Annotated in this window: 22 protein-coding genes; 17 read left to right on the top strand and 5 right to left on the bottom strand. The window is 61.0% G+C overall.

Annotation, left to right across the window (positions count from 1 at the left end; all coding sequences use genetic code 11):
* Positions 1–277 precede the first annotated feature (277 nt).
* The 16 genes from ccoN to AC3I65_RS08510 all read left to right on the top strand — a co-directional run bounded on the left by ccoN (position 278) and on the right by AC3I65_RS08510 (position 18,836).
* Positions 278–1,720 carry a cytochrome-c oxidase, cbb3-type subunit I gene (ccoN, locus tag AC3I65_RS08585; protein ID WP_047227187.1) on the top strand — a complete coding sequence of 481 codons (1,443 nt, stop codon included), beginning with the start codon at positions 278–280 and terminating at the stop codon, positions 1,718–1,720.
* A complete protein-coding gene (ccoO, locus tag AC3I65_RS08580; RefSeq protein WP_014339380.1) occupies positions 1,720–2,328 on the top strand; it encodes a cytochrome-c oxidase, cbb3-type subunit II in 609 nt (202 codons plus the stop codon). Before ccoN ends, ccoO begins: the two co-directional genes overlap by 1 nt.
* Before the next feature lie 5 nt (positions 2,329–2,333).
* Positions 2,334–2,519 carry a CcoQ/FixQ family Cbb3-type cytochrome c oxidase assembly chaperone gene (locus tag AC3I65_RS08575; RefSeq protein ID WP_003183474.1) on the top strand — a complete coding sequence of 62 codons (186 nt, stop codon included), beginning with the start codon at positions 2,334–2,336 and terminating at the stop codon, positions 2,517–2,519.
* A complete protein-coding gene (gene ccoP / locus AC3I65_RS08570; protein WP_076385618.1) occupies positions 2,516–3,499 on the top strand; it encodes a cytochrome-c oxidase, cbb3-type subunit III in 984 nt (327 codons plus the stop codon). The genes AC3I65_RS08575 and ccoP overlap by 4 nt, the downstream gene beginning before the upstream one ends.
* 147 nt (positions 3,500–3,646) lie before the next feature.
* Positions 3,647–3,901, top strand: coding sequence for a type II toxin-antitoxin system Phd/YefM family antitoxin (locus tag AC3I65_RS08565; RefSeq protein WP_047227185.1), 255 nt, complete (start codon positions 3,647–3,649; stop codon positions 3,899–3,901).
* The gene (locus AC3I65_RS08560; RefSeq protein ID WP_188252457.1) at positions 3,901–4,311 is read left to right on the top strand and encodes a type II toxin-antitoxin system VapC family toxin; all 411 of its coding nucleotides are present in this window, start codon (positions 3,901–3,903) and stop codon (positions 4,309–4,311) included. Before AC3I65_RS08565 ends, AC3I65_RS08560 begins: the two co-directional genes overlap by 1 nt.
* A 90-nt stretch (positions 4,312–4,401) precedes the next feature.
* On the top strand, positions 4,402–8,805 hold the full coding sequence (locus tag AC3I65_RS08555) for an RHS repeat-associated core domain-containing protein (RefSeq protein ID WP_488523628.1): 4,404 nt from the start codon (positions 4,402–4,404) through the stop codon (positions 8,803–8,805).
* A 6-nt stretch (positions 8,806–8,811) separates the two neighbouring features.
* On the top strand, positions 8,812–9,822 hold the full coding sequence (locus AC3I65_RS08550; RefSeq protein WP_488523627.1) for a hypothetical protein: 1,011 nt from the start codon (positions 8,812–8,814) through the stop codon (positions 9,820–9,822).
* A 488-nt stretch (positions 9,823–10,310) separates the two neighbouring features.
* Positions 10,311–11,726, top strand: a complete 1,416-nt coding sequence (gene ccoG / locus AC3I65_RS08545; protein ID WP_047227182.1) for a cytochrome c oxidase accessory protein CcoG — start codon at positions 10,311–10,313, stop codon at positions 11,724–11,726.
* 11 nt (positions 11,727–11,737) lie between these two features.
* A complete protein-coding gene (locus AC3I65_RS08540; protein ID WP_047227181.1) occupies positions 11,738–12,277 on the top strand; it encodes a FixH family protein in 540 nt (179 codons plus the stop codon).
* Positions 12,278–12,424: 147 nt separating this feature from the next.
* On the top strand, positions 12,425–14,875 hold the full coding sequence (locus AC3I65_RS08535) for a heavy metal translocating P-type ATPase (protein ID WP_305467925.1): 2,451 nt from the start codon (positions 12,425–12,427) through the stop codon (positions 14,873–14,875).
* Between the two features lie 24 nt (positions 14,876–14,899).
* Positions 14,900–15,118: a cbb3-type cytochrome oxidase assembly protein CcoS gene (gene ccoS / locus AC3I65_RS08530; protein WP_047227179.1), complete on the top strand. Its 219-nt coding sequence runs from the start codon at positions 14,900–14,902 to the stop codon at positions 15,116–15,118.
* A complete protein-coding gene (locus AC3I65_RS08525) occupies positions 15,111–15,794 on the top strand; it encodes a sulfite exporter TauE/SafE family protein (protein WP_076385628.1) in 684 nt (227 codons plus the stop codon). The genes ccoS and AC3I65_RS08525 overlap by 8 nt, the downstream gene beginning before the upstream one ends.
* Before the next feature lie 207 nt (positions 15,795–16,001).
* Positions 16,002–17,384, top strand: a complete 1,383-nt coding sequence (hemN, locus tag AC3I65_RS08520) for an oxygen-independent coproporphyrinogen III oxidase (RefSeq protein ID WP_047227177.1) — start codon at positions 16,002–16,004, stop codon at positions 17,382–17,384.
* A 93-nt stretch (positions 17,385–17,477) separates the two neighbouring features.
* The gene (fnr, locus tag AC3I65_RS08515) at positions 17,478–18,212 is read left to right on the top strand and encodes a fumarate/nitrate reduction transcriptional regulator Fnr (protein WP_047227176.1); all 735 of its coding nucleotides are present in this window, start codon (positions 17,478–17,480) and stop codon (positions 18,210–18,212) included.
* 75 nt (positions 18,213–18,287) lie between these two features.
* Positions 18,288–18,836 (top strand): adenine phosphoribosyltransferase, encoded by a 549-nt coding sequence (locus AC3I65_RS08510; protein WP_041020481.1) that lies wholly within the window; start codon positions 18,288–18,290, stop codon positions 18,834–18,836.
* A 132-nt stretch (positions 18,837–18,968) separates the two neighbouring features.
* Here AC3I65_RS08510 and recR read toward each other — a convergent pair whose 3' ends face one another.
* From recR to dnaX, 4 genes are all read right to left on the bottom strand, one after another.
* Positions 18,969–19,571 carry a recombination mediator RecR gene (gene recR, locus AC3I65_RS08505; protein WP_047227281.1) on the bottom strand — a complete coding sequence of 201 codons (603 nt, stop codon included), beginning with the start codon at positions 19,569–19,571 and terminating at the stop codon, positions 18,969–18,971.
* Positions 19,572–19,637: 66 nt separating this feature from the next.
* Positions 19,638–20,672, bottom strand: a complete 1,035-nt coding sequence (locus tag AC3I65_RS08500) for an NADP-dependent oxidoreductase (RefSeq protein ID WP_488523626.1) — start codon at positions 20,670–20,672, stop codon at positions 19,638–19,640.
* A 273-nt stretch (positions 20,673–20,945) separates the two neighbouring features.
* On the bottom strand, positions 20,946–21,284 hold the full coding sequence (locus AC3I65_RS08495; RefSeq protein WP_003183512.1) for a YbaB/EbfC family nucleoid-associated protein: 339 nt from the start codon (positions 21,282–21,284) through the stop codon (positions 20,946–20,948).
* Between the two features lie 64 nt (positions 21,285–21,348).
* On the bottom strand, positions 21,349–23,415 hold the full coding sequence (dnaX, locus tag AC3I65_RS08490; protein ID WP_173407151.1) for a DNA polymerase III subunit gamma/tau: 2,067 nt from the start codon (positions 23,413–23,415) through the stop codon (positions 21,349–21,351).
* 143 nt (positions 23,416–23,558) lie between these two features.
* On the opposite strand from dnaX, the gene AC3I65_RS08485 reads away from it, so the two are divergent.
* The gene (locus tag AC3I65_RS08485; protein WP_047227173.1) at positions 23,559–24,326 is read left to right on the top strand and encodes a substrate-binding periplasmic protein; all 768 of its coding nucleotides are present in this window, start codon (positions 23,559–23,561) and stop codon (positions 24,324–24,326) included.
* Here the strand turns inward: AC3I65_RS08485 and AC3I65_RS08480 are convergent.
* Positions 24,278–26,020, bottom strand: a complete 1,743-nt coding sequence (locus AC3I65_RS08480) for a putative bifunctional diguanylate cyclase/phosphodiesterase (protein WP_488523625.1) — start codon at positions 26,018–26,020, stop codon at positions 24,278–24,280. The two genes, AC3I65_RS08485 and AC3I65_RS08480, sit on opposite strands and share 49 nt — an antisense overlap.
* Between the last annotated feature and the right edge of the window lie 321 nt (positions 26,021–26,341).

The raw sequence follows: 26,341 nt of genomic DNA, 5'->3' as shown, positions 1-26,341 counted from the left end.
CAGGTGAATACCGGCTGTTGCGACAGTTGCCTGGCATCACCCGAACGCTGTGCTCGAACACACCCCGTTACAACCGACCTGCCCCCCTCGCCTCTTTCCTTCGTTGCGACATTTTACCGAGGGCCAATTTTGTCCCTACTCAGCACATGGAAAGGCCGCAGAATCTGCTTTGGAAAGCATTGACCCAGGTCATGGCGCGTTGCAATGACCCCCCGCTTTCTCCATACTTGCGACCGATTTTTATCCTAATAAAACACCCAAACCGTGGAACCTTAGAATGAGCACAGCAATCAGTCCGACTGCTTATAACTATAAGGTAGTCCGCCAGTTCGCCATCATGACGGTGGTCTGGGGGATCCTTGGCATGGGGCTCGGTGTATTCATCGCCTCGCAACTGGTCTGGCCGGAGTTGAACTTCGATCTGCCATGGACGACGTTTGGACGCCTGCGCCCGCTGCACACCAACCTGGTGATCTTCGCCTTCGGTGGTTGTGCGTTGTTTGCCACTTCCTATTACGTCGTGCAGCGAACCTGCCAAACGCGACTGATTTCCGACAGCCTCGCCGCCTTCACCTTCTGGGGTTGGCAAGCGGTCATCGTCGGTGCGATCGTGACCTTGCCGATGGGTTTCACCACCACCAAGGAATACGCAGAGCTGGAATGGCCCCTGGCTATTCTGCTGGCCATCGTCTGGGTGACCTACGGTCTGGTGTTCTTCGGCACTATCGTCAAGCGCAAGACCAAGCACATCTATGTCGGTAACTGGTTCTACGGTGCCTTCATCGTCGTGACCGCCATGCTGCACATCGTCAACCACGCGTCCCTGCCGGTCAGCTTCTTCAAGTCCTACTCGGCCTACTCGGGCGCCACCGACGCGATGATCCAGTGGTGGTACGGCCACAACGCCGTGGGCTTCTTCCTGACCACCGGCTTCCTGGGGATGATGTATTACTTCGTGCCGAAACAGGCCGAGCGTCCGATCTATTCCTATCGCCTGTCCATCGTCCACTTCTGGGCGCTGATCACCCTGTACATCTGGGCCGGCCCGCACCACCTGCACTACACCGCGCTGCCGGACTGGGCACAGTCCCTGGGCATGGCGATGTCGATCATCCTGCTGGCTCCGAGCTGGGGCGGCATGATCAACGGCATGATGACCCTCTCGGGCGCCTGGCATAAGCTGCGCACCGACCCGATCCTGCGGTTCCTGGTGGTTTCCCTGGCGTTCTACGGCATGTCGACCTTCGAAGGCCCGATGATGGCCATCAAGACCGTCAACTCCCTGAGCCACTACACCGACTGGACCATCGGTCACGTACACGCCGGGGCCTTGGGCTGGGTTGCGATGATTTCCATCGGCGCGATCTACCACATGATCCCGAAACTGTTCGGTCGTGCGCAGATGCACAGCACCGGCCTGATCAACACTCACTTCTGGCTCGCCACCATCGGCACCGTGCTCTACATCGCCTCGATGTGGGTCAACGGCATCACCCAGGGCCTGATGTGGCGTGCAATCAACGACGACGGCACCCTGACCTACTCGTTCGTTGAAGCGCTGCAAGCCAGCCACCCTGGTTTCATCGTCCGTGCCCTGGGCGGCGCGTTCTTCGCCAGCGGCATGCTGTTCATGGCCTACAACGTGTATCGCACCGTTCGTGCCTCTGACCCGGCTGAAGCTGAAGCCGCCGCCAAGATCGCCGTAGTTGGAGCTCACTGATGAAGCACGAAACAGTAGAGAAGAATATTGGCCTGCTGGCCTTCTTCATGGTCATCGCCGTCAGCATCGGCGGCCTGACCCAGATCGTTCCGCTGTTTTTCCAGGACGTGACCAACAAGCCGGTCGAAGGCATGAAGCCGCGCACCGCTCTTGAACTGGAAGGTCGCGACGTCTACATCGCCAACGGCTGCGTCGGCTGCCACTCGCAGATGATCCGTCCGTTTCGCGCCGAAACCGAACGCTATGGCCACTACTCGGTTGCCGGTGAAAGCGTCTGGGACCACCCGTTCCTGTGGGGTTCCAAGCGTACCGGCCCGGACCTGGCCCGTGTGGGCGGTCGCTACTCCGACGACTGGCAGCGTGCGCACCTGTACAACCCGCGCAACGTAGTGCCTGAGTCGAAAATGCCGGCTTACCCGTTCCTCGTAGAAAACAAGCTCGACGGCAAAGACACCGCCAAGAAAATGGAAGTCTTGCGTACCCTGGGCGTGCCTTACACCGATGAAGACATCGCCGGTGCCAAGGATGCCGTGAAGGGCAAGACTGAAATGGACGCGCTGGTGGCCTATCTGCAAGGCCTGGGCACCATCATCAAAAGCAAACGGTGATTTAGATGGATATCGGGATGATTCGTGGCCTGGGCACCGTCGTCGTGATGGTGGCCTTTATCGGTCTGGCGTTGTGGGTGTTCAGCCCCAAGCGCAAGTCGGAGTTTGACGACGCGACCTTGCTGCCGTTCGCGGATGATCCCGAAGCCATCAAGCACGTCGAGCAAGCTTCTAGGAGTAACAAAGAATGACTACGTTCTGGAGTCTGTACGTCACAGTCCTCAGTCTGGGTACGATCTTCGCCCTGACCTGGCTGCTGCTGTCGACCCGTAAGGGCCAGCGCGCCGAACAAACGGACGAGACTGTTGGTCACTCGTTCGATGGCATCGAAGAGTACGACAACCCACTGCCTAAATGGTGGTTCATGTTGTTCGTGGGCACCATTGTCTTCGCCTTGGGTTATCTGGTGCTCTACCCGGGCCTGGGCAACTGGAAAGGCCTGCTGCCAGGGTATAACTATCTGGACACCGAAAAGCAGACCCCTTTCGCCAATGGCCAGACCGGCTGGACCGGCGTTCACGAGTGGGAAAAGGAAATGGCGCGTTCGGACGCCAAGTTCGGCCCGATCTTCGCCAAGTTCGCCTCCATGCCGATTGAAGAAGTCGCCAAAGACCCGCAAGCCCTGAAGATGGGTGGCCGCCTGTTCGCCTCCAACTGCTCGGTCTGCCACGGTTCCGACGCCAAGGGTGCCTACGGCTTCCCGAACCTGACCGACGCCGACTGGCGCTGGGGTGGTGAGCCGGAAACCATCAAGACCACCATCATGGGCGGTCGTCATGCCGTGATGCCGGGCTGGGCTGCCGTGGTTGGCGAGCAAGGTGTTGCCGACGTCTCCGCCTACGTGGTGACCAGTCTGCACGGCCGTAAACTGCCGGAAGGCGCCAAGGCCGACCCGGCCAACGGCCAGAAGCTGTTCGCAGCCAACTGCGTGGCCTGCCACGGTCCAGCCGGCAAGGGCACGCCTGCCATGGGCGCACCTGACCTGACGCACCCGGCCGGCTTCATCTACGGTTCGAGCTTCGCTCAGCTGCAGCAGACCATCCGTTACGGTCGCCAGGGCCAGATGCCTGCCCAGGCCGATCTGCAGGGTAACGACAAGGTCCACCTGCTGGCTGCGTACGTCTACAGCCTGTCTCATGGGGAACCGGCGCCAGCCGCCGATGCCCAGTAAGGCACACGCCTGATGTACCAAAGGCCCCGTCAACCCATGTTGGCGGGGCCTTTTTATTGGTGGGTATCCAGGAGCGAAGCTGTTTCACTTGCTCGCCTCCCACGCCAGTAGTAACGTGCCTACATTGTAGTTTATGAGGGCACTGCCATGTCCATCACGACCATTTCCAGCCGCGAATTCAACCACGACACAAGTGGTGCCAAAAAAGCCGCCCGCCAGGGGCCAGTCATCATCACTGACCGTGGCAAGCCGGCCCACGTACTGCTAAGCATTGAGCAGTACCAGAAACTGACCGGCATTGGCACCAGCATTGTCGAGTTGCTGGTCATGCCTGACGCGCCGGATATCGATTTCGATACCGAACGTGCCGTCATCACTCCCCGGCCAGTGGACCTGTCCTGATGTTTCTACTCGACACCAATGTCATTTCGGAACTGCGCAAGCCGCATGCAGATAAAAACGTACAGGCCTGGGCACGGAGCGTGTCCGCCCCCAACCTGTACGTCTCGGCAATCACCGTATTGGAGCTGGAAACTGGTGTAATGCGCTTCGAACGCAAGGATCCGGTGCAAGGCAGCCGCCTGCGCGCGTGGCTGGATAACCACGTCCTGCCCGCATTTTCCGGCAGGATCCTGGCGGTCGACCGCACCGTCGCGCTGCGCTGCGCTCGCCTGCATGTACCGGATCGCAACAATGAATGCGATGCACTGATTGCCGCCACGGCGCTGGTCCATGGCCTGACCGTGGTCACCCGCAATGTGAGTGATTTTCAAAGCAGCGGCGTGGCCTTGCTCAATCCATGGTCAAGCTAATATAACGTCGCGACGGACCATCAATTACCGCCAAGGAGATAGGCGCAATGGGCATCGAAACACTTCAGCGCGCAACGATGAGCCCCCAGCATGTCTGACGCGCTCTGGGCCGCTCGCCTGGGCGATGCACTGAACCACACCTCCATGATGGCCGACATTCTCGGCGGCGTGCTGGAAGTGGCGGCCAACATCGCCATCACCGCCCTGGCGACGGCAGCGGTGGTGGCCGCCACCGGCATCACCGTCGCCACGGGTGGCTTGGGTTGTTTCCTGCTCGGTGCGGTGGTGGGGGCGGTCGTGGGCATTGCCATGAGCAAGACCGGGGCCGACGAAGGCCTGAGCAATATCTGCGAAGGCATCGGCAACGCGCTCTTCCCGCCCACGGTGCAGGCCAACATCCTCACCGGCTCCAAGGACACCTTTACCAACAACATCCCCTCGGCCCGCGCCGCCGGAGCGGTTGTTTCCCATGTCGCGCCGGCCGGCACCGAACTGGACATGCCCGAGCCGGAAGAAGAAGCCGAGCCCAGTTACCTGGACATGGCCGGCAACTTCTTCTCGCAGATGTGGCGCCCCACCGTCGCCTCGCCCGCCCCCGGCACAGAGACTCGGCCGGAAGACCTGGTGATCTGCACCAAGCACCCACCGATGCCGCCGCAGTTCATGGCTGAAGGCTCGGACAAAGTCACCATCAATGGCCAGCCCGCCGTGCGCAGCGGCGACCGCAGCACCTGCGATGCGACGGTGGTCTCGGCCGGGTTGATTTCCCCGGACGTGACCATCGGCGGCGGCTCAGTGGTGGTGCGTGAGATTCGCAGCGGCAAGACCCCGGGCGTGGGGCTGGCGGTCACCGCGTTGCTGATGCTCAAGGGGGGCAAGGGCAAGTTCTTCAGCAAACTGCCGTGCATGCTGGCCGGTGGCGCGGCGTCGATGGCGGTCAGCAGCGCCATGGGCGCCGCGGCCAACGCCGCCATGGGTTCGTCGAACCCGGTGCATGCCGCCACCGGCGCCAAGGTGCTGGGCCGCGATGAAGAGCTGGACTTCGTTTTGCCCGGTGTTCTGCCAATCGACTGGCAACGCTTCTACAACAGCCGCGACGAGCGCCGCGAAGGTATGTTCGGTGCGGGCTGGAGCGTGGTCTACGAGGTGCAGGTGGAGATCCTGGCCCATCCCGAGGGCGGCGAGACCCTGCTCTACACCGACGAACAGGCCCGGCCCATCGACATGGGTTCGATCCCGTTGGGCGGCGCGGTGTTCAGTGCTGGCGAAGGCCTGGCCGTGCGACGTCATCTCAACGGGCAGTTGCTGATCGAAAGCGACGACGGTGTGTATCGCCTGTTCGAACCCACGCCGGGCCACACATCCCTGCTGCGCCTGAGCCAACTCGGTGACCGCAACGACAATCGCATCTTCCTCGACTACGACGCCGCCGGACGACTGATACGCCTGCGCGACACCTTCGATCTGGTGCAAGTCGAGCTGATCCGCGAGCGCGAACGCGTCACCCAGATAGAACGCCTCTACCCCGACCAACAGCGCGAAGTGCTGGTCAGCTACGCCTACGACACAGCGAACAACCTGAGCGAAGTACGCGACGCCACCGGCCAGGTGCAACGGCGTTTCAGCTACGACGCCGGCCAGCGAATGCTGGAACACCAACTGCCCACTGGGCTGCGTTGCTTCTACGAATGGGCCTTGGTCGAAGACCAGGAATGGCGCGTGGTCCGGCACTGGACCGACGAGGGCGACACCTACCAGTTCGACTATGACCTCAAGGCCGGTGTAACCCGCATTACCGACGGTTTGCAGCGCGTCAGCACGCGCCACTGGAACAGCCAACACCAGATCACCCGATACAGCGACAACCTCGGCCAGACCTGGCTGTTCGAGTGGAACGACGAACGCCAACTGCTCAGCGCCACCGACCCACAGGGCGGGCGCTATGAATACAGCTATGACGAGGCCGGTAACCTGATCGGCGAAACCGATCCGTTGGGCCGCAGTGATTCGACGTTATGGCTCGAGCACTGGGCGCTGCCGCTGGTGGACACCAATGCCGCCGGCCACAGCTGGAAATACCGCTACGATCAACGCGGCAACTGCACCGCCGAAACCGATCCCCTGGGCCACGTCACCCGCTACCGCTATGACGCCCACGGTCAGGTCATCGAAATCATCGACGCCACCGGCAAGCTTAAAAAGCTGCGCTGGAATCCGTTCGGGCAGTTGGTGGAGCACATCGATTGCTCGGGTTACCCGACACGGTTCAGCTACGACCAGCGCGGCTACCTGCAGACCATCACCGACGCCCTCGGCGAGCGCACCCAGTTCAGCTACGACGCCCAAGGCCGTTTGCTCAGCAGCCAATTGCCGGATGGCCGCACCGAACAGTACCAGCGCGACCTCGCCGGGCAGTTGACCGGCTACACCGACCCGGCCGGGCACACCACGCTCTACCAGCACAACCGTCGCGGTCAGGTCCGCCAACGCACCGACGCCCACGGCCGGCAGGTACAATTCGCGTACGACAGCTACGGGCGGCTGCAGGCGCTGACCAATGAGAATGGCGAGAGCTACCGGTTTGCCTGGGATGCGGGGGATCGGTTGGCCGAACAGCGCAACCTTGATGGCAGCGCCAAAGGCTACACGTACGACGTCCTCAACAACGTAAAACGAGTCGAAACCATCGCAGCGCCGCGAGGTGATCATCAGCCCAGTGAAAGGACCATTGTTCATCATCTCGAACGTGATGCCATTGGCCGGCTGACCACCCGAATCACACCTGATGGACAGTCCCGGTACAGCTATAGCCCGTTGAATCAGTTAATCGAAGCCACCGTCATCGCTAACGACGGCAACGAACAACGACTGGGCTTTGCTTATGACGCGCTGGGTTATCTGATTGAGGAGCAGAGTTCAGCGGGCGTTCTGAAGCATCACTACGACGAACTCGGCAACCTGATCCAGACCCACCTACCCGACGGCCGTTGGGTCAGCCGCCTGTACTATGGCAGTGGTCATCTGCACCAAATCAACCTCGACGGCCACGTCATCAGCGACTTCGAACGCGACCGGCTGCATCGAGAGGTGCTGCGCACCCAAGGCCAAATCAGCACACGGAGTGAATATGACCGTAGCGGGCGCTTACGCAGCCGCCAACGCCGGCATACCAGCCAGCCGTCGTTGATGCCTGCCGCAGATCAAACCCATTTTGAGTTTGATCCTGGCGACCACCTGGTGGCGCGCCTTGAACGGCAGCCAAAAGGTCAACAACGCCAATTGCTGCACTACGATGTGACCGGCCGCATCCTGGCAAGCCAGGGCACTCGACAAGGCCAGAATGAAACATTTTCCTTCGATGCCGCCGCCAATCTCCTCGACAGTTCACCTGGTACAGGTGGGCGGGTTACGCACAACCAACTCAAGCGCTATCAGGATAAGCACTATCGCTACGATGATTTTGGCCGAATGATTGAAAAGCGCAGTGGGCGACATGGCCTGCAGCGCTTCAGTTACGACTCGGATCACCGGCTGGTTGAAGTTCGAACCCAGAAATCCGACGGTGGAAACGTCGTCAGGATGCGCTACGACCCGTTGGGCCGAAGGATTGAGAAAACCGAACATGACGACAACGGGCGTCTCATCGCCCGCACGCGTTTCGACTGGGATGGCCTGCAATTACTCAAGGAACATAAAAATAGCCTGACCAGCCTGTACCTCTATATTGGCGACAGTCACGAGCCCTTGGCCCGGGTCGACGGCATCGGTGAACATCAACGCATCCGCTATTACCACAACGACCCCAATGGTCAGCCACAGGCCTTGACGGAAAGTGACGGCCATCCGCTATGGCACGCTCACTACCAGGTATGGGGCAATACCACTGATGAAGTCCGTGAGCCGTACTACATCGAAGAACAGAACCTGCGTTTTCAGGGGCAATACCTGGACCGGGAAACAGGCCTGCACTACAACACCTTCCGCTTCTATGATCCCGACATAGGCCGCTTTACCACGCCCGACCCCTTGGGCCTGGCCGCAAGCCTGAATCTTTATCGCTACGCACCGAATCCATTTACCTGGATCGACCCGCTGGGGCTTAAAGAGAATGAGATTATCCGGTACATGGGCGAGAGCGAAACCGTCTCGTCCAAGGCCGCCAACGGAGGCAAAGGCGGCTTGGTTCCGAATATCCGAGGAGAGAAAGCGGTCTGGGTCAACCAGGACAGTAACCCTGGATTCAACCCAGGCAATGAGAAGTATCGGGTAGTGGCCACCGTCAATAACGAAGGGGTCAGCATGCTCAATAACCACAAGGACATCTCTACCGTTGACTATAAAGAGACGGGCCTGAAAGATGGCGTGCTGTCCAAGACGAATGAGCCCAAGGCCAGAGGCATCGGTTTCCGATTATTGGATAAATTCAATAAAACCATTACGTCATTTCGTGTCGAGAAGAAAGGCCCGAACGGAAAATGGAAGACCTGCGGATAAAGCCAGATGGACATATTCGATCTTCTCTCATACAAGCTTGAAAATTTCCTGAACGTCCGGCCGTATCCGAAGGCGTTGGGTGCTGTTTTTTACAAAGAAGACGAGCCTTCGCTACTGAACGTCGTCGCGAAAAAACACAATGGCGCTCCCTTCAGCGTTAGCCGCTGGCGGGACTTGTTTTCCACCAGCGCTTTCGAAAAAGCCATGCTGAAGAACGGCTTCACGGAACCCGACTGCTACGCCCTCCTCCTGGTCCTGTCGCGCTTTGGCTACCTGCTTGAAATCGACAACCGTCAACGAACCAACAAGGAATATTTTATTTTCTTCTACCTGATCCAACTGATCAGCTTGAAGAACAGCACCCTGGATGCGGATGCGCGCCTCAGGAACTACATGCTTAGGTTCCTCCTCTTCGAATTGAGCATCGATGACGAGGCGTATCGTCGGTTCAGCATCGAGGGCAATCAGTTGATGATGGCGACCGATGGGCTGGGGTCCGTGGCTTTTCTGGATGTGATTGATGTGGTTTACAAAGCGATCAAGGCCGACAGCAGGAAAGAGCATCAACTGCTGAGTACGTTGAAAACGTTTCAAACAAGCACAGTCAGATTACTCAGCGAGCCCGACGATACCCATTACCGCTGCGCGATCAATGATCGTCACAGCGAGCTTATGTACCCCGACGTTTTTTTGCCCACCTATGCTCAGGACAGGCAAAAAATATTTGATGCTTTGATCGACGCGGTCAATCCGCTTCAGTCAACGGCAAACCTGTTCGTCTCCAATATGGTTGTGATGAATTACGCCTTTCACGTCCTGAAAGACAAGCCTCACGAAATTCTAAAACTGAAAAAACACGTCCGTGATGAAGCGCTGTTCGGCCAATTGCTGGAGGTGATCATCATGCGTCGGATGGCAGTCAACAAAGCTCTGTTCGAAAAAATTCCCACGGGGCACGATCTGTCCTTGATCAAGGATGAGCAAACCGCGTTCTACAACATTTTGTACCGCCGGTAGAAACTTGATGCATTTGTGCGCCTGACGCTTCTCTTTGCAGCGCACAAAAATAATCAGAGCCGGGATTCGGCTGTGCTCAAGAAAACCCTGGCGGCTAGATCAAATTGGGAAACAAGCAGTTCGATCTGGCGCTTGCGAACAAATGACCAGGCGCAGGTTAAGCGCAAATCCCCGTGGCGAGGGAACTTACCCCCGCTGGGCGGCGGAGCCGCCAAAAATAGTGGCACAAAACAATCAGGAGGGGCTGTCGAACGAGTCGGCAGGCCCTTGGTTTTTTCGCCAACGCCATGGAATGTCTATAGTCAATTGATCTGGGTCATGACTTGTTACATCCGCTACACCATTCTATGCAGAGTCCCAACGCGACCAAAGGTCGCACCCTTGAGCTAGACCTACAGGCGTATCATTGCACCACTGCAATACCCTTTCTGACCGTGGTCGGCACGTACTGATCCCGGCACTTTTCCACTGCCGTGGGATGCATTTTGATGAGTAACCAGATTCCGGTACATGACGTCACCCCGCCTGCCAAGGACGCGAACCAAAGCGTCGACCTGTATGCCTCTCGGGAAAAAATCTACACCCGTGCCTTCACCGGCCTGTTCCGCAACCTGCGGATGGTCGGCGGTGGCGTGTTGTTCCTGCTGTATTTCGGTACGGTCTGGCTGAACTGGGGCGGGCATCAGGCCGTCTGGTGGAACCTGCCCGAACGCAAATTCTTCATTTTCGGTGCGACCTTCTGGCCGCAGGACTTCATCCTCCTGTCCGGACTGCTGATCATTGCCGCCTTCGGCCTGTTTTTCATTACGGTCTATGCCGGGCGGGTCTGGTGCGGCTACACCTGTCCGCAAAGCGTGTGGACCTGGATTTTCATGTGGTGCGAGAAGGTCACCGAAGGCGACCGCAACCAACGCATCAAGCTCGACAAGGCGCCCATGAGCGGGAACAAGTTCCTGCGCAAGTTGGCCAAGCACAGCCTGTGGCTGCTGATCGGTTTTGTGACCGGCATGACCTTCGTCGGTTATTTCACGCCGATTCGCGAACTGGTGTTCGAATTCTTTACCGGCCAGGCCGATGGCTGGTCGTATTTCTGGGTCGGCTTCTTTACCCTCGCCACCTACGGCAACGCCGGCTGGCTGCGCGAGCAGGTGTGCATCTACATGTGCCCTTACGCCCGTTTCCAGAGCGTGATGTTCGACAAGGACACCCTGATCGTTTCCTACGACCCGCGTCGGGGCGAAAGCCGTGGCCCGCGCAAGAAGGGCGTTGACTACAAGGCCCTGGGCCTGGGGGACTGCATCGACTGCACCATGTGCGTCCAGGTCTGCCCCACCGGTATCGACATTCGCGATGGCCTGCAGATTGAATGTATCGGCTGCGCGGCGTGCATCGACGCCTGCGACAACATCATGGACAAGATGGATTATCCGCGCGGGCTGATCAGTTACACCACCGAACATAACCTCTCGGGGCAGAAAACCCATAAACTGCGCCCACGCCTGATCGGTTATGCCCTGGTGCTGCTGGCAATGATCAGCCTGCTGGTGACCGCGTTCTTCATGCGTTCGCTGGTCGGTTTCGACGTCAGCAAGGACCGCGTGCTGTACCGCGAGAACGCCGAAGGCCGGATCGAGAACGTCTACAGCCTCAAGATCATGAACAAGGACCAGCACGACCATACGTACGTGCTGGAGGCCTCCGGCCTGCCGGATCTCAAGCTCCAGGGACGCCGGGAAATCAAGGTCGCGGCCGGTGAGATCTTCACCCAGCCGGTAGAACTGTCCAGTGCACCGGACCAACTGCCGTCGAGCACCAACGAGGTGACGTTCATCCTCAAGGATGCCGATGACGACAGCGTTCATGTTGAAGCCAAGAGCCGGTTCATCGGCCCACAAATTCGTTGAGAGAACTGAACATGCCTGCAGCAACCGCCACCAGCCCCTGGTACAAGCATCTCTGGCCGTGGATCATCATTGCGATCCTGGCCTGCTCGGTGACGCTGAGTCTGACCATGGTGACCATCGCCGTGAACAACCCGGACAACCTGGTCAACGACAACTACTACGAAGCCGGCAAGGGCATCAACCGCTCCCTGGAGCGCGAACTGCTGGGCCAGACCCTGCAACTGCATGCCAACGTGCAACTGGATGACGTCACCGGCGAAGTGAACCTGCGCCTGAGCGGCGACAGCCGGCCCCAGACCCTGGAACTGAGCCTGATCTCGCCCACCCAGCCGGAGAAGGATCGCAAGATCGTCCTGACGCGCAACGACAGCGAGCCGGGACGGTATGTCGGTCAATTGACGGACAAGATCGAAGGCCGGCGCTTTGTCGAATTGCTGGGTGTGGAGAACGACAAGACCTGGCGCCTGTTCGAAGAAGAGCAGATCAACCATGACCAGGCCATCCTGCTCGGCGATGAACCGCTGCAAGGTGCTGAAGACCTGAAGAAATAGACGGCTGCGCTGCGCGCAATCGCGAGCAGGCTCGCTCCCACATTGAGGTGTCGTTAGGTTCAATTCACAACGACGCAGACCTGTGGGAGCGAGCCTGCTCGCGAAAAGGCCTTCAGATGCCAGAAAGTTTCGATATGTGAATACCTCATGACCACCCCACTGCCTTGCTACCACTGCGCCCTGCCCGTCCCCCCAGGCAGTCGCTTCACCGCCGTTGTCCTGGGTGAAACCCGTGAGCTGTGCTGCCCGGGCTGCCAGGCGGTGGCCGAGGCCATTGTCGCTGGTGGTTTGGAAAGCTATTACCAGCATCGCAGCGAAGCGTCGGCCAACCCCGAAACCCTGCCGGTCCAGTTGATCGATGAGCTGGCGCTGTACGACCGCCCGGACGTGCAGCAGTCGTTCGTGCGCCATGAAGGCGAGCTGGCCGAAACCACGCTGCTGATCGAAGGCATCAGTTGCGCCGCCTGCGGCTGGCTGATCGAAAAACAACTGCGCAGCCTGCCGGCCGTGGCCGAGGCGCGGCTGAACCTGTCCAATCACCGCCTGCACGTGAGCTGGGCCGACGCTCAATTGCCGCTGAGCACCTTGCTGGCCGAACTGCGCCAGATCGGCTACGTCGCCCATCCCTACCAGGCCGATCAGGCCAGCGAACAACTGGCCGCGCAAAACCGCCTGGCCCTGCGCCAATTGGGCGTAGCCGGTTTGCTCTGGTTCCAGGCGATGATGGCGACCATGGCCACCTGGCCGGAATTCAACATCGACCTGAGCCCGGAGATGCACACCATCCTGCGCTGGGTCGCGCTGTTCCTCACCACACCTATCGTGTTCTATAGCTGCGCGCCGTTCTTCAAGGGCGCGATGCGCGACCTGCGCACCCGACACCTGACCATGGACGTTTCGGTGTCCCTGGCCATTGGCGGTGCCTACGTGGCCGGGATCTGGACGTCCGTCACCGGGGTGGGCGAGCTGTATTTCGATGCCGTGGGCATGTTCGCGTTGTTCCTTCTGGCCGGTCGCTACCTGGAACGCCGTGCCCGGGAGCGCACCGCTGCCGCCACCGCACAACTGGTCAATCTGCTGCCGGCCTCGTGCCTGCGCCTGGAGGATAACGGCCAGAGCGAACGAATCCTGCTCAGCGAATTGCGCACCGGCGACCGGGTCCTGGTGCATCCCGGCGCGGTCCTGCCGGCCGACGGCAGAATCCTCGACGGCCAGTCCAGCGTGGACGAATCACTGCTGACCGGCGAATACCTGCCACAACCTCGCCAAGTGGGCGACACGGTGACGGCCGGCACCCTTAACGTGGAAGGCGCCTTGACGGTCCAGGTGTTGGCACTGGGGCAAGACACCCGGCTGTCGGCCATCGTCCGGTTGCTGGAACGAGCCCAGGCCGAGAAGCCGCGGCTGGCGGAAATCGCCGACCGCGCCGCGCAATGGTTCCTGCTGTTCTCCCTGGTCGCTGCGGCGGCCATCGGTGTGCTGTGGTGGCAACTGGATGCCTCTCGCGCCTTCTGGATTGTGCTGGCGATGCTGGTCGCCACCTGCCCTTGCGCACTGTCCCTGGCCACGCCAACCGCTCTTACCGCCGCCACCGGCACGCTGCACAAGCTTGGCCTGCTGCTGACTCGCGGCCATGTGCTGGAGGGCCTGAACCAGATCGACACGGTGATTTTCGACAAGACCGGCACTCTCACCGAAGGGCGTCTGGCGTTGCGCGCCATTCGAACGCTGACGGCCCTGGACAGTGATCAATGCCTGGGCCTGGCCGCGGCCCTGGAAAATCGCTCCGAACACCCCATCGCCCGTGCCTTTGGCCGCGCGCCACTGGCCGCCGAGCATGTGCAAAGCACCCCGGGGCTGGGTCTGGAAGGGCTGGTGGGTGACCAGCGCCTGCGCATCGGCCAACCCGGTTTTGTCTGCGAACTCAGTGGCGCAGCGGTGCCGGTGATGCCGGATGAGCCCGGACAATGGTTGCTGCTGGGTGATGACATCGGTCCGTTGGCCTGGTTCGTCCTCGACGACCGCTTGCGTACCGACGCCCCGGCATTGCTGGCCGCCTGCAAAGCGCGGGGCTGGCGCACACTGTTGCTGTCGGGCGACAGTTCGCCCATGGTTGCCAGTGTCGCCGCCGAACTGGGCATCGATGAGGCCCGCGGCGGTTTGCGCCCGGACGACAAACTGGCCGTGTTGCAACAGTTGCACCAGCAGGGCCGCAAGGTGCTGATGCTCGGCGACGGGGTGAACGACGTGCCGGTGCTGGCGGCGGCGGACATCAGTGTCGCCATGGGCTCGGCCACCGATCTTGCCAAGACCAGCGCCGATGCGGTGCTGCTGTCCAACCGTCTCGACGCCCTGATCCACGCCTTCAGCCTGGCCCGGCGCACGCGGCGGGTGATCATCGAGAACCTGGTGTGGGCGGCACTGTACAATGGCCTCATGTTGCCGTTCGCCGCCCTCGGCTGGATTACGCCGGTGTGGGCCGCGATCGGCATGTCCATCAGTTCGCTGACCGTGGTGTTGAATGCGCTGAGGCTGACTCGCCAGCCCAAGATGCAGGTTTTCGATGCCTCGCCCGATACCCGCCCGCTGCCGGCCTGAGCCGCGCGGGCATGGAGTTCCGACATGCCAGCTCTTTACGTGATGATCCCGGCCGCACTGCTGATCGTGGCCATTGCCGTCTACATCTTCTTCTGGGCCGTGGACAGCGGGCAGTACGACGACCTCGACGGTCCGGCCCACAGCATTCTGTTCGACGATCAGGACCCGAACCACAAGGCAGCGGTGGACGAAGCCAGCGGCGAGCCCCGCAAGCCGGACGACAAGGCCCCGCCCCATGCTTGATCTGGCGCCATTGTTGGTCTCGGCGCTCATCCTGGGTTTATTGGGCGGCGGCCATTGCCTGGGGATGTGCGGCGGCCTGATGGGCGCCCTGACCCTGGCAATCCCCAAGGAACAGCGCAGCCGGCGCTTTCGATTGCTGCTGGCCTACAACGTTGGGCGGATTCTGAGCTACGCCAGCGCAGGGTTGCTGATCGGCCTGGCTGGTTGGGCCGTGGCCAATAGTCCGGCGGCGATGGTCATGCGCGTGTTGGCCGGCCTGCTGTTGATCGCCATGGGCCTGTACCTGGCGGGCTGGTGGAGCGGCCTGACCCGCATCGAAGGCGTCGGTCGTGGCCTGTGGCGGCATATCCAGCCCGTCGCCAACCGCTTGCTGCCGGTGTCGAGCCTGCCCAGGGCCTTGCTGCTCGGCGCGCTCTGGGGCTGGCTGCCGTGCGGGTTGGTCTACAGCACCCTGCTCTGGTCGGCCAGCCAGGGCGATGCGCTGGACAGTGCGTTGCTGATGCTCGCCTTCGGCCTCGGCACCTGGCCGGTGTTGCTCGCCACCGGCATGGCCGCAGAACGCATCACCGCCCTGTTGCGCAAACGCAGCGTGCGCATGGCCGGCGGGCTGTTGGTGATTGTCTTTGGTATCTGGACCCTGCCAGGGCCGCATCAGCATTGGCTCATGGGGCATTGACCGAGTCGCCGCCATCGCGAGCAGGCTCGCTCGCACACTGGATCGCGGCTGACCCAAACCTCATGAACACCGCAAATCCCTGTGGGAGCGAGCCTGCTCGCGATTGGCCCTCGCCCAGACTCCACCCCCCGTTGACGCAAATCAAAACCGCCCCGCGCCCTCCCTCTTAAACTCTCGCCCATGCCAGCCTATCCGGGAAACGCCCGCATGCTCGACGCCATTCGTTGGGACTCAAACCTGATCCACCGTTACGACCTGGCGGGGCCCCGCTACACCTCGTATCCGACCGCGGCGCAATTCGGCAGCCAGGTGGGGACCTTCGACCTGCTCCACGCCCTGCGCGACAGCCGCAAAGCCTTGAGGCCACTGTCGTTGTATGTGCATGTGCCGTTCTGCGCGAACATTTGCTACTACTGCGCCTGCAACAAAGTCATCACCAAGGACCGTGGCCGCGCCCATGCCTATCTGCAACGCCTGGAACAGGAAATCCAGCTGATCGGCTGCCACCTCGACCCGGCCCAGCGCGTAGAACAGTTGCACCTGGGCGGCGGCACCCCGACGTTCCTCAACCATGACGAACTGCGCCAGTTGATGGCCAGGTTGCGCCAACACTTCAACCTGCTGGAGGACGATTCCGGCGACTACGGTATCGAAATCGATCCCCGGGAAGCCGACTGGTCCACCATGGGCCTGTTGCGGGAACTGGGTTTTAACCGCGTCAGCATCGGCCTGCAGGACCTTGACCCGGCCGTGCAGCGCGCCGTCAACCGCCTGCAAAGCCTGGAAGAAACCCGCGCGGTGATCGAAGCCGCCCGGACCTTGCAGTTCCGTTCGATCAACATCGACCTGATCTACGGGCTGCCCAAACAGACCCCGGAAAATTTCGCCCGCACGGTCCAGGAAGTCATCCAGCTGCAGCCGGACCGGCTTTCGGTGTTCAACTACGCCCACTTGCCGGAACGCTTCATGCCCCAACGCCGCATCAACAGCCAGGACCTGCCCAACCCGGCGCAGAAACTGGCGATGCTGCAAGGCACCATCGAACAACTGACCGCGGCGGGTTATCGCTATATCGGCATGGACCACTTCGCCCTGCCCGACGACGAACTGGCGATTGCCCAGGAAGACGCTACCCTGCAACGCAACTTCCAGGGCTATACCACCCATGGTCACTGCGACCTGATCGGCCTTGGCGTGTCAGCCATTAGCCAGATCGGCGATTTGTACTGCCAGAACAGCAGTGACCTGAACCATTACCAGAACACCCTGGCCGACGGTCAACTGGCGACCAGTCGCGGGCTGCTGTGCAATGCCGACGATCGGCTGCGGCGCGCGGTGATCCAGCAGTTGATCTGCCATTTCAATCTGCTATTCACCGACATCGAACAAACGTTCAACATCGATTTTCGCGGTTACTTCGCACCGTTGTGGCCACAACTGCAAGAGATGGCCGCGGACGGCCTGATCGAATTGGACAGCAGCCACATCAAGGTACTGCCCGCCGGGCGCCTGCTGGTGCGCTCGGTGTGCATGGTCTTTGATGCCTATCTGGAAGGACACAACCGACAGCGCTTCTCCCGAGTCATCTGAGCGCGACAATTTGACGATGAAAGCCCACTGGCCGGAGTACCTGCGCTGAGTTACCCTTACGGCTTATGTGTGTTTCCCACAAGGATTTAAGAAATGTCCGAGCCAGTCAAACTGCGCGCCCACAACCAGGCCCATTGCAAGGATTGCAGCCTGGCTCCGCTCTGCCTGCCACTTTCATTGAATCTGGAGGATATGGACGCGCTGGACGACATCGTTAAACGGGGCCGACCGTTGAAAAAAGGTGAATTCCTGTTTCGCCAGGGCGACACCTTCGATTCCGTCTATGCCGTGCGCTCGGGCGCCTTGAAAACCTTCAATCTGAGCGATGGCGGCGAAGAACAGCTCACCGGCTTCCACCTGCCCAGCGAGCTGGTGGGTCTGTCGGGCATGGACACCGAAACCCATCCGGTCTCGGCCCAGGCGCTGGAAACCACCTCTGTGTGCGAGATCCCCTTCGATCGCCTGGACGAACTGGCCTTGCAACTGCCGCAACTGCGTCGTCAGTTGATGCGGGTCATGAGCCGGGAGATCCGCGACGATCAGCAAATGATGCTGCTGCTCTCGAAGAAAACCGCCGACGAACGCATCGCCACGTTCCTGGTCAACCTCTCGGCACGTTTCCGCGCTCGCGGGTTTTCGGCCAACCAGTTCCGCCTGAGCATGTCGCGTAACGAAATCGGCAATTACCTGGGCTTGGCGGTGGAAACCGTATCCCGAGTATTCACCCGTTTCCAACAGAACGAGTTGATCGCCGCCGAAGGCAAGGAGATTCATATTCTCGACCCGATCCAGCTCTGCGCCCTGGCGGGTGGCTCGATCGACGGCTGATGAGCATGCGCGCGGCCCAGGTTCGCCTTGCCGCGCTATACTCCGGCGTTTGCAGCCTGCCAGGACACCTAGACGATGGTCTTCGACTCCTTCGATATCAAATCCCTGATCCGCCCCGTGATCGATTTCCCCAAGCCGGGCGTGATCTTTCGCGACATTACCCCACTGTTCCAGTCCCCCACCGCGTTGCGGCTGGTGATGGACAGCTTCGCCCATCGTTATGTCGAGGCCGAGTTCACCCACATCGGGGCGATGGATGCGCGAGGCTTCCTGATCGGCTCAATCCTGGCTTATCAGTTGAACAAGCCCTTGGTGCTTTTTCGCAAGCAAGGCAAGCTGCCGGCGGATGTGCTGGCCGAGGGTTACCAGACCGAATACGGCGAAGCCTTCCTTGAAGTTCACGCCGACAGCCTGTGCGAGGGTGATTCGGTGGTGATGTTCGATGACCTGATCGCCACCGGCGGCACGCTGATCGCCGCCGCCAACCTGATCCGCCGCATGGGCGCCAAGGTCCACGAGGCCGCGGCGATCATCGACCTGCCGGAGTTGCTTGGCTCGCAGCGCCTGGAAGACATGGGGATACCGACGTTCTGCCTGACGCAGTTTTCGTTGAGCGAAAGGTAACGCCCGTCAATAGCACACACACCCCATGTGGGAGCGAGCCTGCTCGCGATAGCGGCGTGTCAGCCAACATCGATGGCGACTGACACACCGCTATCGCGAGCAAGCTCGCTCCCACAGGGTTATTCGTGGCAGTTATAAAGCGATCGGTTTGCGCCCGGCAAACGAATGCGCCAGCGTCCCGCCGTCCACCAGTTCCAGCTCGCCGCCCAGCGGCACGCCATGAGCGATGCGTGAGGCGATCAGGCCCTTGTTGTTGAGCAATTGCGCGATGTAGTGGGCGGTGGCTTCGCCTTCGACCGTCGGGTTGGTGGCGAGGATGACTTCGGTGAAAGTCCCGGCCTCTTCGATCCGCGCCATCAGTTGCGGAATGCCGATGGCTTCCGGTCCCAGGCCGTCGAGCGGAGACAAATGCCCCTTGAGCACGAAATAACGGCCGCGAAAACCGGTCTGCTCCACGGCGTACACATCCATGGGTCCTTCCACGACGCATAGCAGGCTGTCGTCCCGACGCGGGTCGGCGCATTGCGGGCAGAGGTCGTCTTCAGTGAGGGTGCGGCATAAGCGGCAATGCCCTACCCCTTCCATGGCCTGGCTCAGGGCCAGAGCCAGACGCGAACCGCCGCTGCGATCACGCTCAAGCAATTGCAACGCCATGCGCTGGGCAGTTTTCTGACCCACACCCGGCAAAGTTCGCAGGGCGTCGATCAGTTGGCGAATCAAAGGGCTGAAGCTCATGGAGGAAATGTCCGACATAACAACGAGACGCGGTTTATACCCGCGCCTCCGATTAGCGTCAAATACTCAATCCTGCGCCACCCGCACCACCAGCTTTCCGAAGTTGCGCCCTTCCAGCAGGCCGATAAAGGCCTGTGGGGCATTCTCAAGGCCATCGACCACGTCTTCGCGGAACTTGACCTTGCCGTCACGCACCCAAGGCGCCATGGCGCTGATGAACTCCGGCTGACGACCACTGAAATCGTCGAACACGATAAACCCCTGGATCCGCACGCGCTTGGTCAGCAAGGTGCGCTGCAATTGCGGCAAGCGATCCGGGCCAGTGGGAGCTTCATGCTCGTTGTAGGACGCGATCAGGCCACAGAGGGGAATCCGCGCCTTGGGGTTGAGCAGCGGCACCACGGCGTCGAACACCTTGCCACCGACGTTTTCGTAATAGATGTCGATGCCCTTGTCGCAAGCCCGGGCCAGTGCCTCGGCAAAGTCATCGCGCTTGTGATCGACACAGGCGTCGAACCCCAACTCGTCGACCACGTACTTGCATTTCTCGGGGCCGCCGGCCACACCGACCACCCGCAGGCCCTTGATCTTCGCCACCTGGCCGACCACCGAGCCGACTGCGCCCGAGGCCGCCGCGACCACCAGGGTTTCCCCGGCCTTGGGCTGACCGATCTCCATCAAGCCCATGTACGCGGTCATGCCCGGCATGCCCAGCACACCCAGCGCCATCGACGGGCTGGGCAGCCCGGATGGGATCGGAATGACATTGCGGCCATCGCTGACAGTGTGGCTCTGCCACCCCGTAGCGCCCACTACCAGATCCCCCTCCTGAAACTTCGGATGCATAGAACGCTCGACCCGGCTGACAGCACCACCGGTCATCACCTCATCGATTTCCACCGGCGCGGCGTAGGAAGGTGCGTCGCTCATCCGTCCGCGCATGTAAGGGTCCAATGAGAGAAACAGCGTCTTGAGCAGGATCTGCCCCTCCTGCAGCTCCGGCAACGTCACCTGCTCCAGACGGAAGTTGTCCGGGGTGGGAGCACCTGTGGGGCGGGAGGCGAGGACGATGCGCTGGTGGGTGGTCGATGCTTGTGACATGGAAGCGTCTCCTTGATCGTTGAGTGGCACTTACAGGAAGCAGACCATTGCCGGCGGGGCGGCGTTCGATGTTTGTTCAGTGGGTACTGGTGGGAGCAAGGCTTGCCCGCGATGCAGACGCCTCGGTTCGTCGCAGCGGCGCGTCATCGTTCATCGCGGGCAAGCCTTGCTCCCACAGGTAAAGTTTCTAGCGCACTCGCCTTGTGACACAAACAAAAATGCCAGGCGCGATGCCTGGCATTGTATGTAGCCCATCCCGACCGGGATGGCGAGTCAGAACGGCAGTTTCATGCCCGGCGGCAGTTGCATGCCAGCGGTCATGCCGGACATTTTGTCCTGGCTGTTGGCTTCGATCTTGCGCACTGCGTCATTGACGGCGGCGGCGAACAGGGCTTCGAGCATTTCCTTGTCGTCTTCGCTCAGGCCTTCGACCACGCTCGGGTCGATGCTGACACGCTTGATGTCATGGCGACCGGTCATGACCACGGTCACCATGTCGCCGCCGGACTTGCCGGTGACTTCGGCGTTGGCCAGTTCTTCCTGCATCTTGGCCATTTTTTCCTGCATCTGCTGCGCCTGCTTCATCAGGCCGGCCATGCCACCTTTCATCATGGGAATCACCTCGAAAGTACTTGGATAAACACCGCGCCCGGCCCGTTCGGCCTGACGCTTTCAGTTATGAGCCCTGGGTCACCGGGGCCTCGACAGGTTCGATAGTATCGTGACGGACCACGGCACCGAACTGTTGCATCATTTGCTGGATGAACGGATCACCGTGGATCGACTCCTCGGCTTCGCGCTGACGGTCGGCACGGCGGCGGGACGCGGCCTGGGCCGGCGTCTCCTGCTCAGGCTTGATCAGCTCGATGCTCAGCGTCAGCGTGCGCTGGTGATACTGGTTCAGTGCATCGTTGAGACGGCGCTGCTGCGTGGCGTTGAACAGCGCGCTGTGGGCCGGGTCCAGGTGCAGCAGCCAGTGGTCGCCCTCCACGGAGATCAGCGTGCAGTTGGCGGCAATGCTGCCGGTCATGCCGGTAATCGGCAGTTTCGGGAACAGCTCCAGCCATTGCAGGGCCAGCCCGGTAGCCGGCATCGCCGCCGGTTCAGGCTCGGGCTCCGGGGCCGGCTCGGCGGCGTGCTCGCTGGCCAGTTCATCCAGATAGCTGTAGGCCGAATCCATGTCCGGCTCGATGTAATCCTCGTCCAGTGGCGGCTCATCATCCAGGTCCATGCCTGGCGTGGCGACATCAACGTCCGCCACCGTGGGCTCAGGCACCGGTGCAGCCACCCACTCGGGCGCGTCGGGTACCACGCTGTCGGGCGTGGGCATAGGCATCGGTGGCAACTCGGGTTGCTCGGCGACGGTTTCCAGCACCGGTTCCACGGCAGGCTGCTGGACGACCTGAGCCTCGACCGGGTCGTTCCAGGGCAGGTCGACCACTTCTTCAGCGACCGGCTGCGGCAACGCCTCGACGACAGGCTCGGGCTCGGGCTCAGGCGCTGCGACGACAGGCACCGGGGCCGGTTGCTCAACCGCTGCCGGGGCAGAGGCCACTGCCGGCGCAACGACGGGCGCGGCAGCCACTGGCTTGGCGGAATCAGCTGTGGCCTGGCTGATCCCCACTGGCTTTAGCGGTTGCCTCGGGGAGTTGTCCGTGTCGGCTGGCCGGAACGCGAGCATTCGCAGCAGCACCATTTCGAAACCACCGCGCGGATCCGGCGCCAGGGGTAGGTCGCGCCGACCGATCAGCCCCATCTGGTAGTAGAACTGCACGTCTTCGGCCGGCAGCGCCTGAGCCAATGCCAGCACCCGATCGCGGTCGCCATGACCGTTGTCGACCCCCTCGGGCAAGGCCTGGGCGATGGCGACACGGTGCAACACGTTGAGAATCTCCGAAAGCACGCCATTCCAGTCCGGCCCCTGCTCGGCCAGGTGACGCACCGCTTCGAGCAACGCCTTGGCGTCACCGTCGATCAGCGCATGCAACACGTCGTAGACCTGGCCGTGGTCGAGGGTGCCAAGCATGGCCCGCACATCGGCAGCCATGACCTTGCCTTCACCAAAGGCAATGGCCTGGTCGGTCAGGCTCATGGCGTCACGCATCGAACCATCGGCGGCGCGACCCAGCAGCCACAGCGCATCGTCTTCGAACGGTACGTTCTCGACACCCAACACGTGGGTCAGATGCTCGACCACCCGCTCCGGGGTCATGTTCTTAAGGGAGAACTGCAGGCAGCGGGACAAAATCGTTGCAGGAAGCTTCTGCGGGTCGGTGGTCGCCAGGATGAACTTGACGTAGGGCGGCGGCTCTTCGAGGGTCTTGAGCAGCGCATTGAAGGAATGGCTGGAAAGCATGTGCACTTCGTCGATCAGGTAGACCTTGAAGCGCCCACGGCTTGGCGCGTACTGCACGTTGTCGAGCAGTTCACGGGTGTCTTCGACCTTGGTGCGGCTGGCGGCGTCGATCTCGATCAGGTCGACGAAACGGCCTTCGTCGATTTCCCGGCATACCGAGCACTCGCCACACGGCGTCGAGGTAATACCGGTTTCACAATTCAGGCACTTGGCGATGATCCGCGCGATGGTCGTCTTGCCGACGCCGCGCGTGCCGGTGAACAGGTAGGCGTGATGCAGCCGCTGGCTGTCCAAGGCATTGATCAGGGCCTTGAGCACATGGGTCTGGCCGACCATTTCGCGGAACGAGCGCGGACGCCATTTGCGTGCAAGAACCTGATAACTCATCGAAAACCATCGCCACTGGAAAGCAGAAGCGGCTAATGCTAGCGGAGCAGGGGCGAAATTGCATCCGGTGTGCTCGTCTAATCTGTCTAAGCTTGGGTCAGGGGCCTGGTTGCCGACAGGATTTTGCACCATCAGGAGAGTTTATGCGTTCGGCCATGGGGGCTTTGCTGTTATTGGGTTCAGGGTGTTTTGCTGGCGAAATCCCGTTGCGTTTCGCCATTACCGACAGTTGGGCCATGCCCATGGTGCAGACTGAAGAAGGTCGCCCGATCCAGGGTATCATCCCCGACGTAATGACCCGCCTGGCGGCCCAGGTGGGGATGCCGGCGCAGTTTCATGTGCTGGCCCGCGCCCGGTTGGACAATGCCATGAACCACGGCGAAGTCGACGTACGGTGTTATGTCACCCCCGAGTGGGTAAAGGATACGGGTGGCAATTACCTGTGGAGCGTCCCGCTGTTTTTCCAGCGCGACGTGCTGGTGGGCACGGCCAGCTCCCCCAAGGTGGTGACGCCCGCCACCCTGCCCCACCAGCCGGTCGGAACCGTCCTCAGCTATACCTACCCGACCTTGCAGCCGTTATTCGACGGCGGGCATCTGCGACGTGACGATGCACGCAGCCAGGAACAAGTCCTGGCCAAGCTTCTGGCCGGGCGCTATCGCTACGCGGTGAGCAATCAATGGGCGCTGGACTGGTTCAATCAACGACATCCCCCAGACCGGCAACTGCGTGCCGTGGCGGTTCTCCAGGAGCGCGTGCTGGGCTGTTATGTGCGCGATGATCAAAACATTCCGGCCCAACGCATTCTGCGCACCTTATTGAAGATGAAAACGTCGGGGGAAATCGACGCGATCATCCAGTCCTACACCGGACATAAAGAGTCGCCGCAAGCCGGATCCGATTCGCCCTGAACGTCCGACTGATGCTGCCATTGCGGCGGCGAAATAAATCCTTTCACCCAGCCAGGCACCTGGTCGGGTGGCATGGGCCGGGCGATGAAATAGCCTTGGGCCACTTCGCAGCCCAGGCGCAGCAGCAATTGACCATGCTCCAGGCTGTCCAGCCCCTCCGCCACTACCTGGCGCCCAAACGCCCTGGCCAAACCGATGACCGCTTCGGTCAGCGCCAGATCATCGCGGTCATTGAGTATGTCGCGGACAAAGGTCTTGTCGATCTTGATGGTCTGCGTGCGCAGGTGTTTGAGGTCATTGAGCGAACAGTATCCCGTGCCGAAACCGCCCAGGGAAAACCCCACGCCCAAGGCCTGGCACGCCTGGAGACAGGCGCTGACGTGGGCAAGGTTTTCCACCGCCAAGGATTCAACGATCTGCAGATCCAGCATGCGCGGCGACACCGCCGGGTGCCGTTGCAGCACCTGCCGCAACCGCTCGACGAAATCTGCCCGCTGGAAATGCCGCGCCGAGATATTGATGCTCACCGGCCAGACTTGCCCCGCGTGCTGCCATTGCTGCAACTGAATCAGCACCTGCTCCATGACCCACTCACCGATCTCGACGATCAGGTCGGTTTCCTCCACCAGCGGCAGGAACTCCCGGGGCGGCACCAGGCCCCGTTGGGGGTGTTTCCAGCGCAGCAGCGCTTCGAGCCCCACCACCGTGCCATGGCGCATGTTGACCTTGGGCTGAAAATGCAGGCGCAATTCGTTGCCGGCCATGGCCTGCCGCACCCGCTCGACGGTCTGGTAAGTGGCCCGCACTTCCTGGTCCCGGGACACGTCGAACAAATGAAAGCGATTGCGGCCGCTCTGCTTGGCCACGTACATCGCCTGGTCGGCGTGGCGCAACAAGGTATCGGCGTCTTCGTTGTCACCGGGAAACAGGGTGACGCCAATGCTGGCGAAAACCTTGATGGCCTTGCCATCAATGGCATACGGCATGGAGACGGCAATCAGCACCCGGTTCAACGCGGCATGCAATTCCTCAAGCCCGCATACATGGCGCAGTACCAGCACAAACTCATCGCCGGCCAACCGCGCCACCACATCCTCCCCGCGCACGATGCTGCGCAGACGCCGGGCGACCTCCACCAGCAACTGGTCACCACTGGCATGGCCGTGGCCGTCGTTCACAGCCTTGAAGCCATCCAGGTCAAGCATGCACACCGCCAGGGGCAAGCTCTGCGCCCTGGAAAATTCCAGGGCCTGATCCAGCAGGTCGGACAGGTAGGTGCGGTTGGGCAACCCGGTCAACACGTCGTGACCGACCCGCCATTGCAGCGAATGCAACAACTGACGCTTCTCGCTGACATCAAAACGAATCGCCAGATAGCGCTCGATCTGACCGGTCGCATCGTCGATCACCGGCACCAGAGTGGTATCGACCCAATGCAGCGTACCGTCCTTGGCCCGGTTGCAGATCTCACCCTTCCAGACCTGCCCCAGGGCGATGGTGCGCCACATGGCGCTGAAGAACTCGTCCGGGTGCTGGCCGGAGTTGATCACGCGATGGTTAGCCCCCAACAGCTCATCGCGCGGGTAGCCAAAAAGCTTACAGAACTGGTCGTTGACGTAGGTAATGCGCCCGCTCAGATCGGTTTCAGAAAAAATCGCGGCGGCGTCAACGGCTCTGCGGTACTTCTTATCCATCGAAGCAGTCATCCATGAGTCAGGCTCATTTGTCGCGCGCGGTTGCACCGCCCCAGGACAGGCGAAAAATCAACTAGGCTCAAACACCTTGAGATACGCTGGAGCGCGGGCCGTGGCGGTGCTACCTGAAGGCGCCAAGCGTCGCCTTGTGTACAACAAGAAAACGCAAGGCTCGCCTTTTTCGCACATCCAGGCTTCTGAAGCAGGTCACCAAATGCCCGTGCCAAAGGCCGATTCTACGAAACACATCACATTTTGCAAAGCAAGGTGATGGATCATGCGGTTGCCTAATGCAAAAATCTATCGTTAAGTTCTTGATTC

The organism is Pseudomonas sp. N-1-13 (assembly GCF_057787095.1).
Note: the sequence above shows the minus strand (reverse complement) of the source record. Positions and strands in the feature narration are given on the sequence as shown.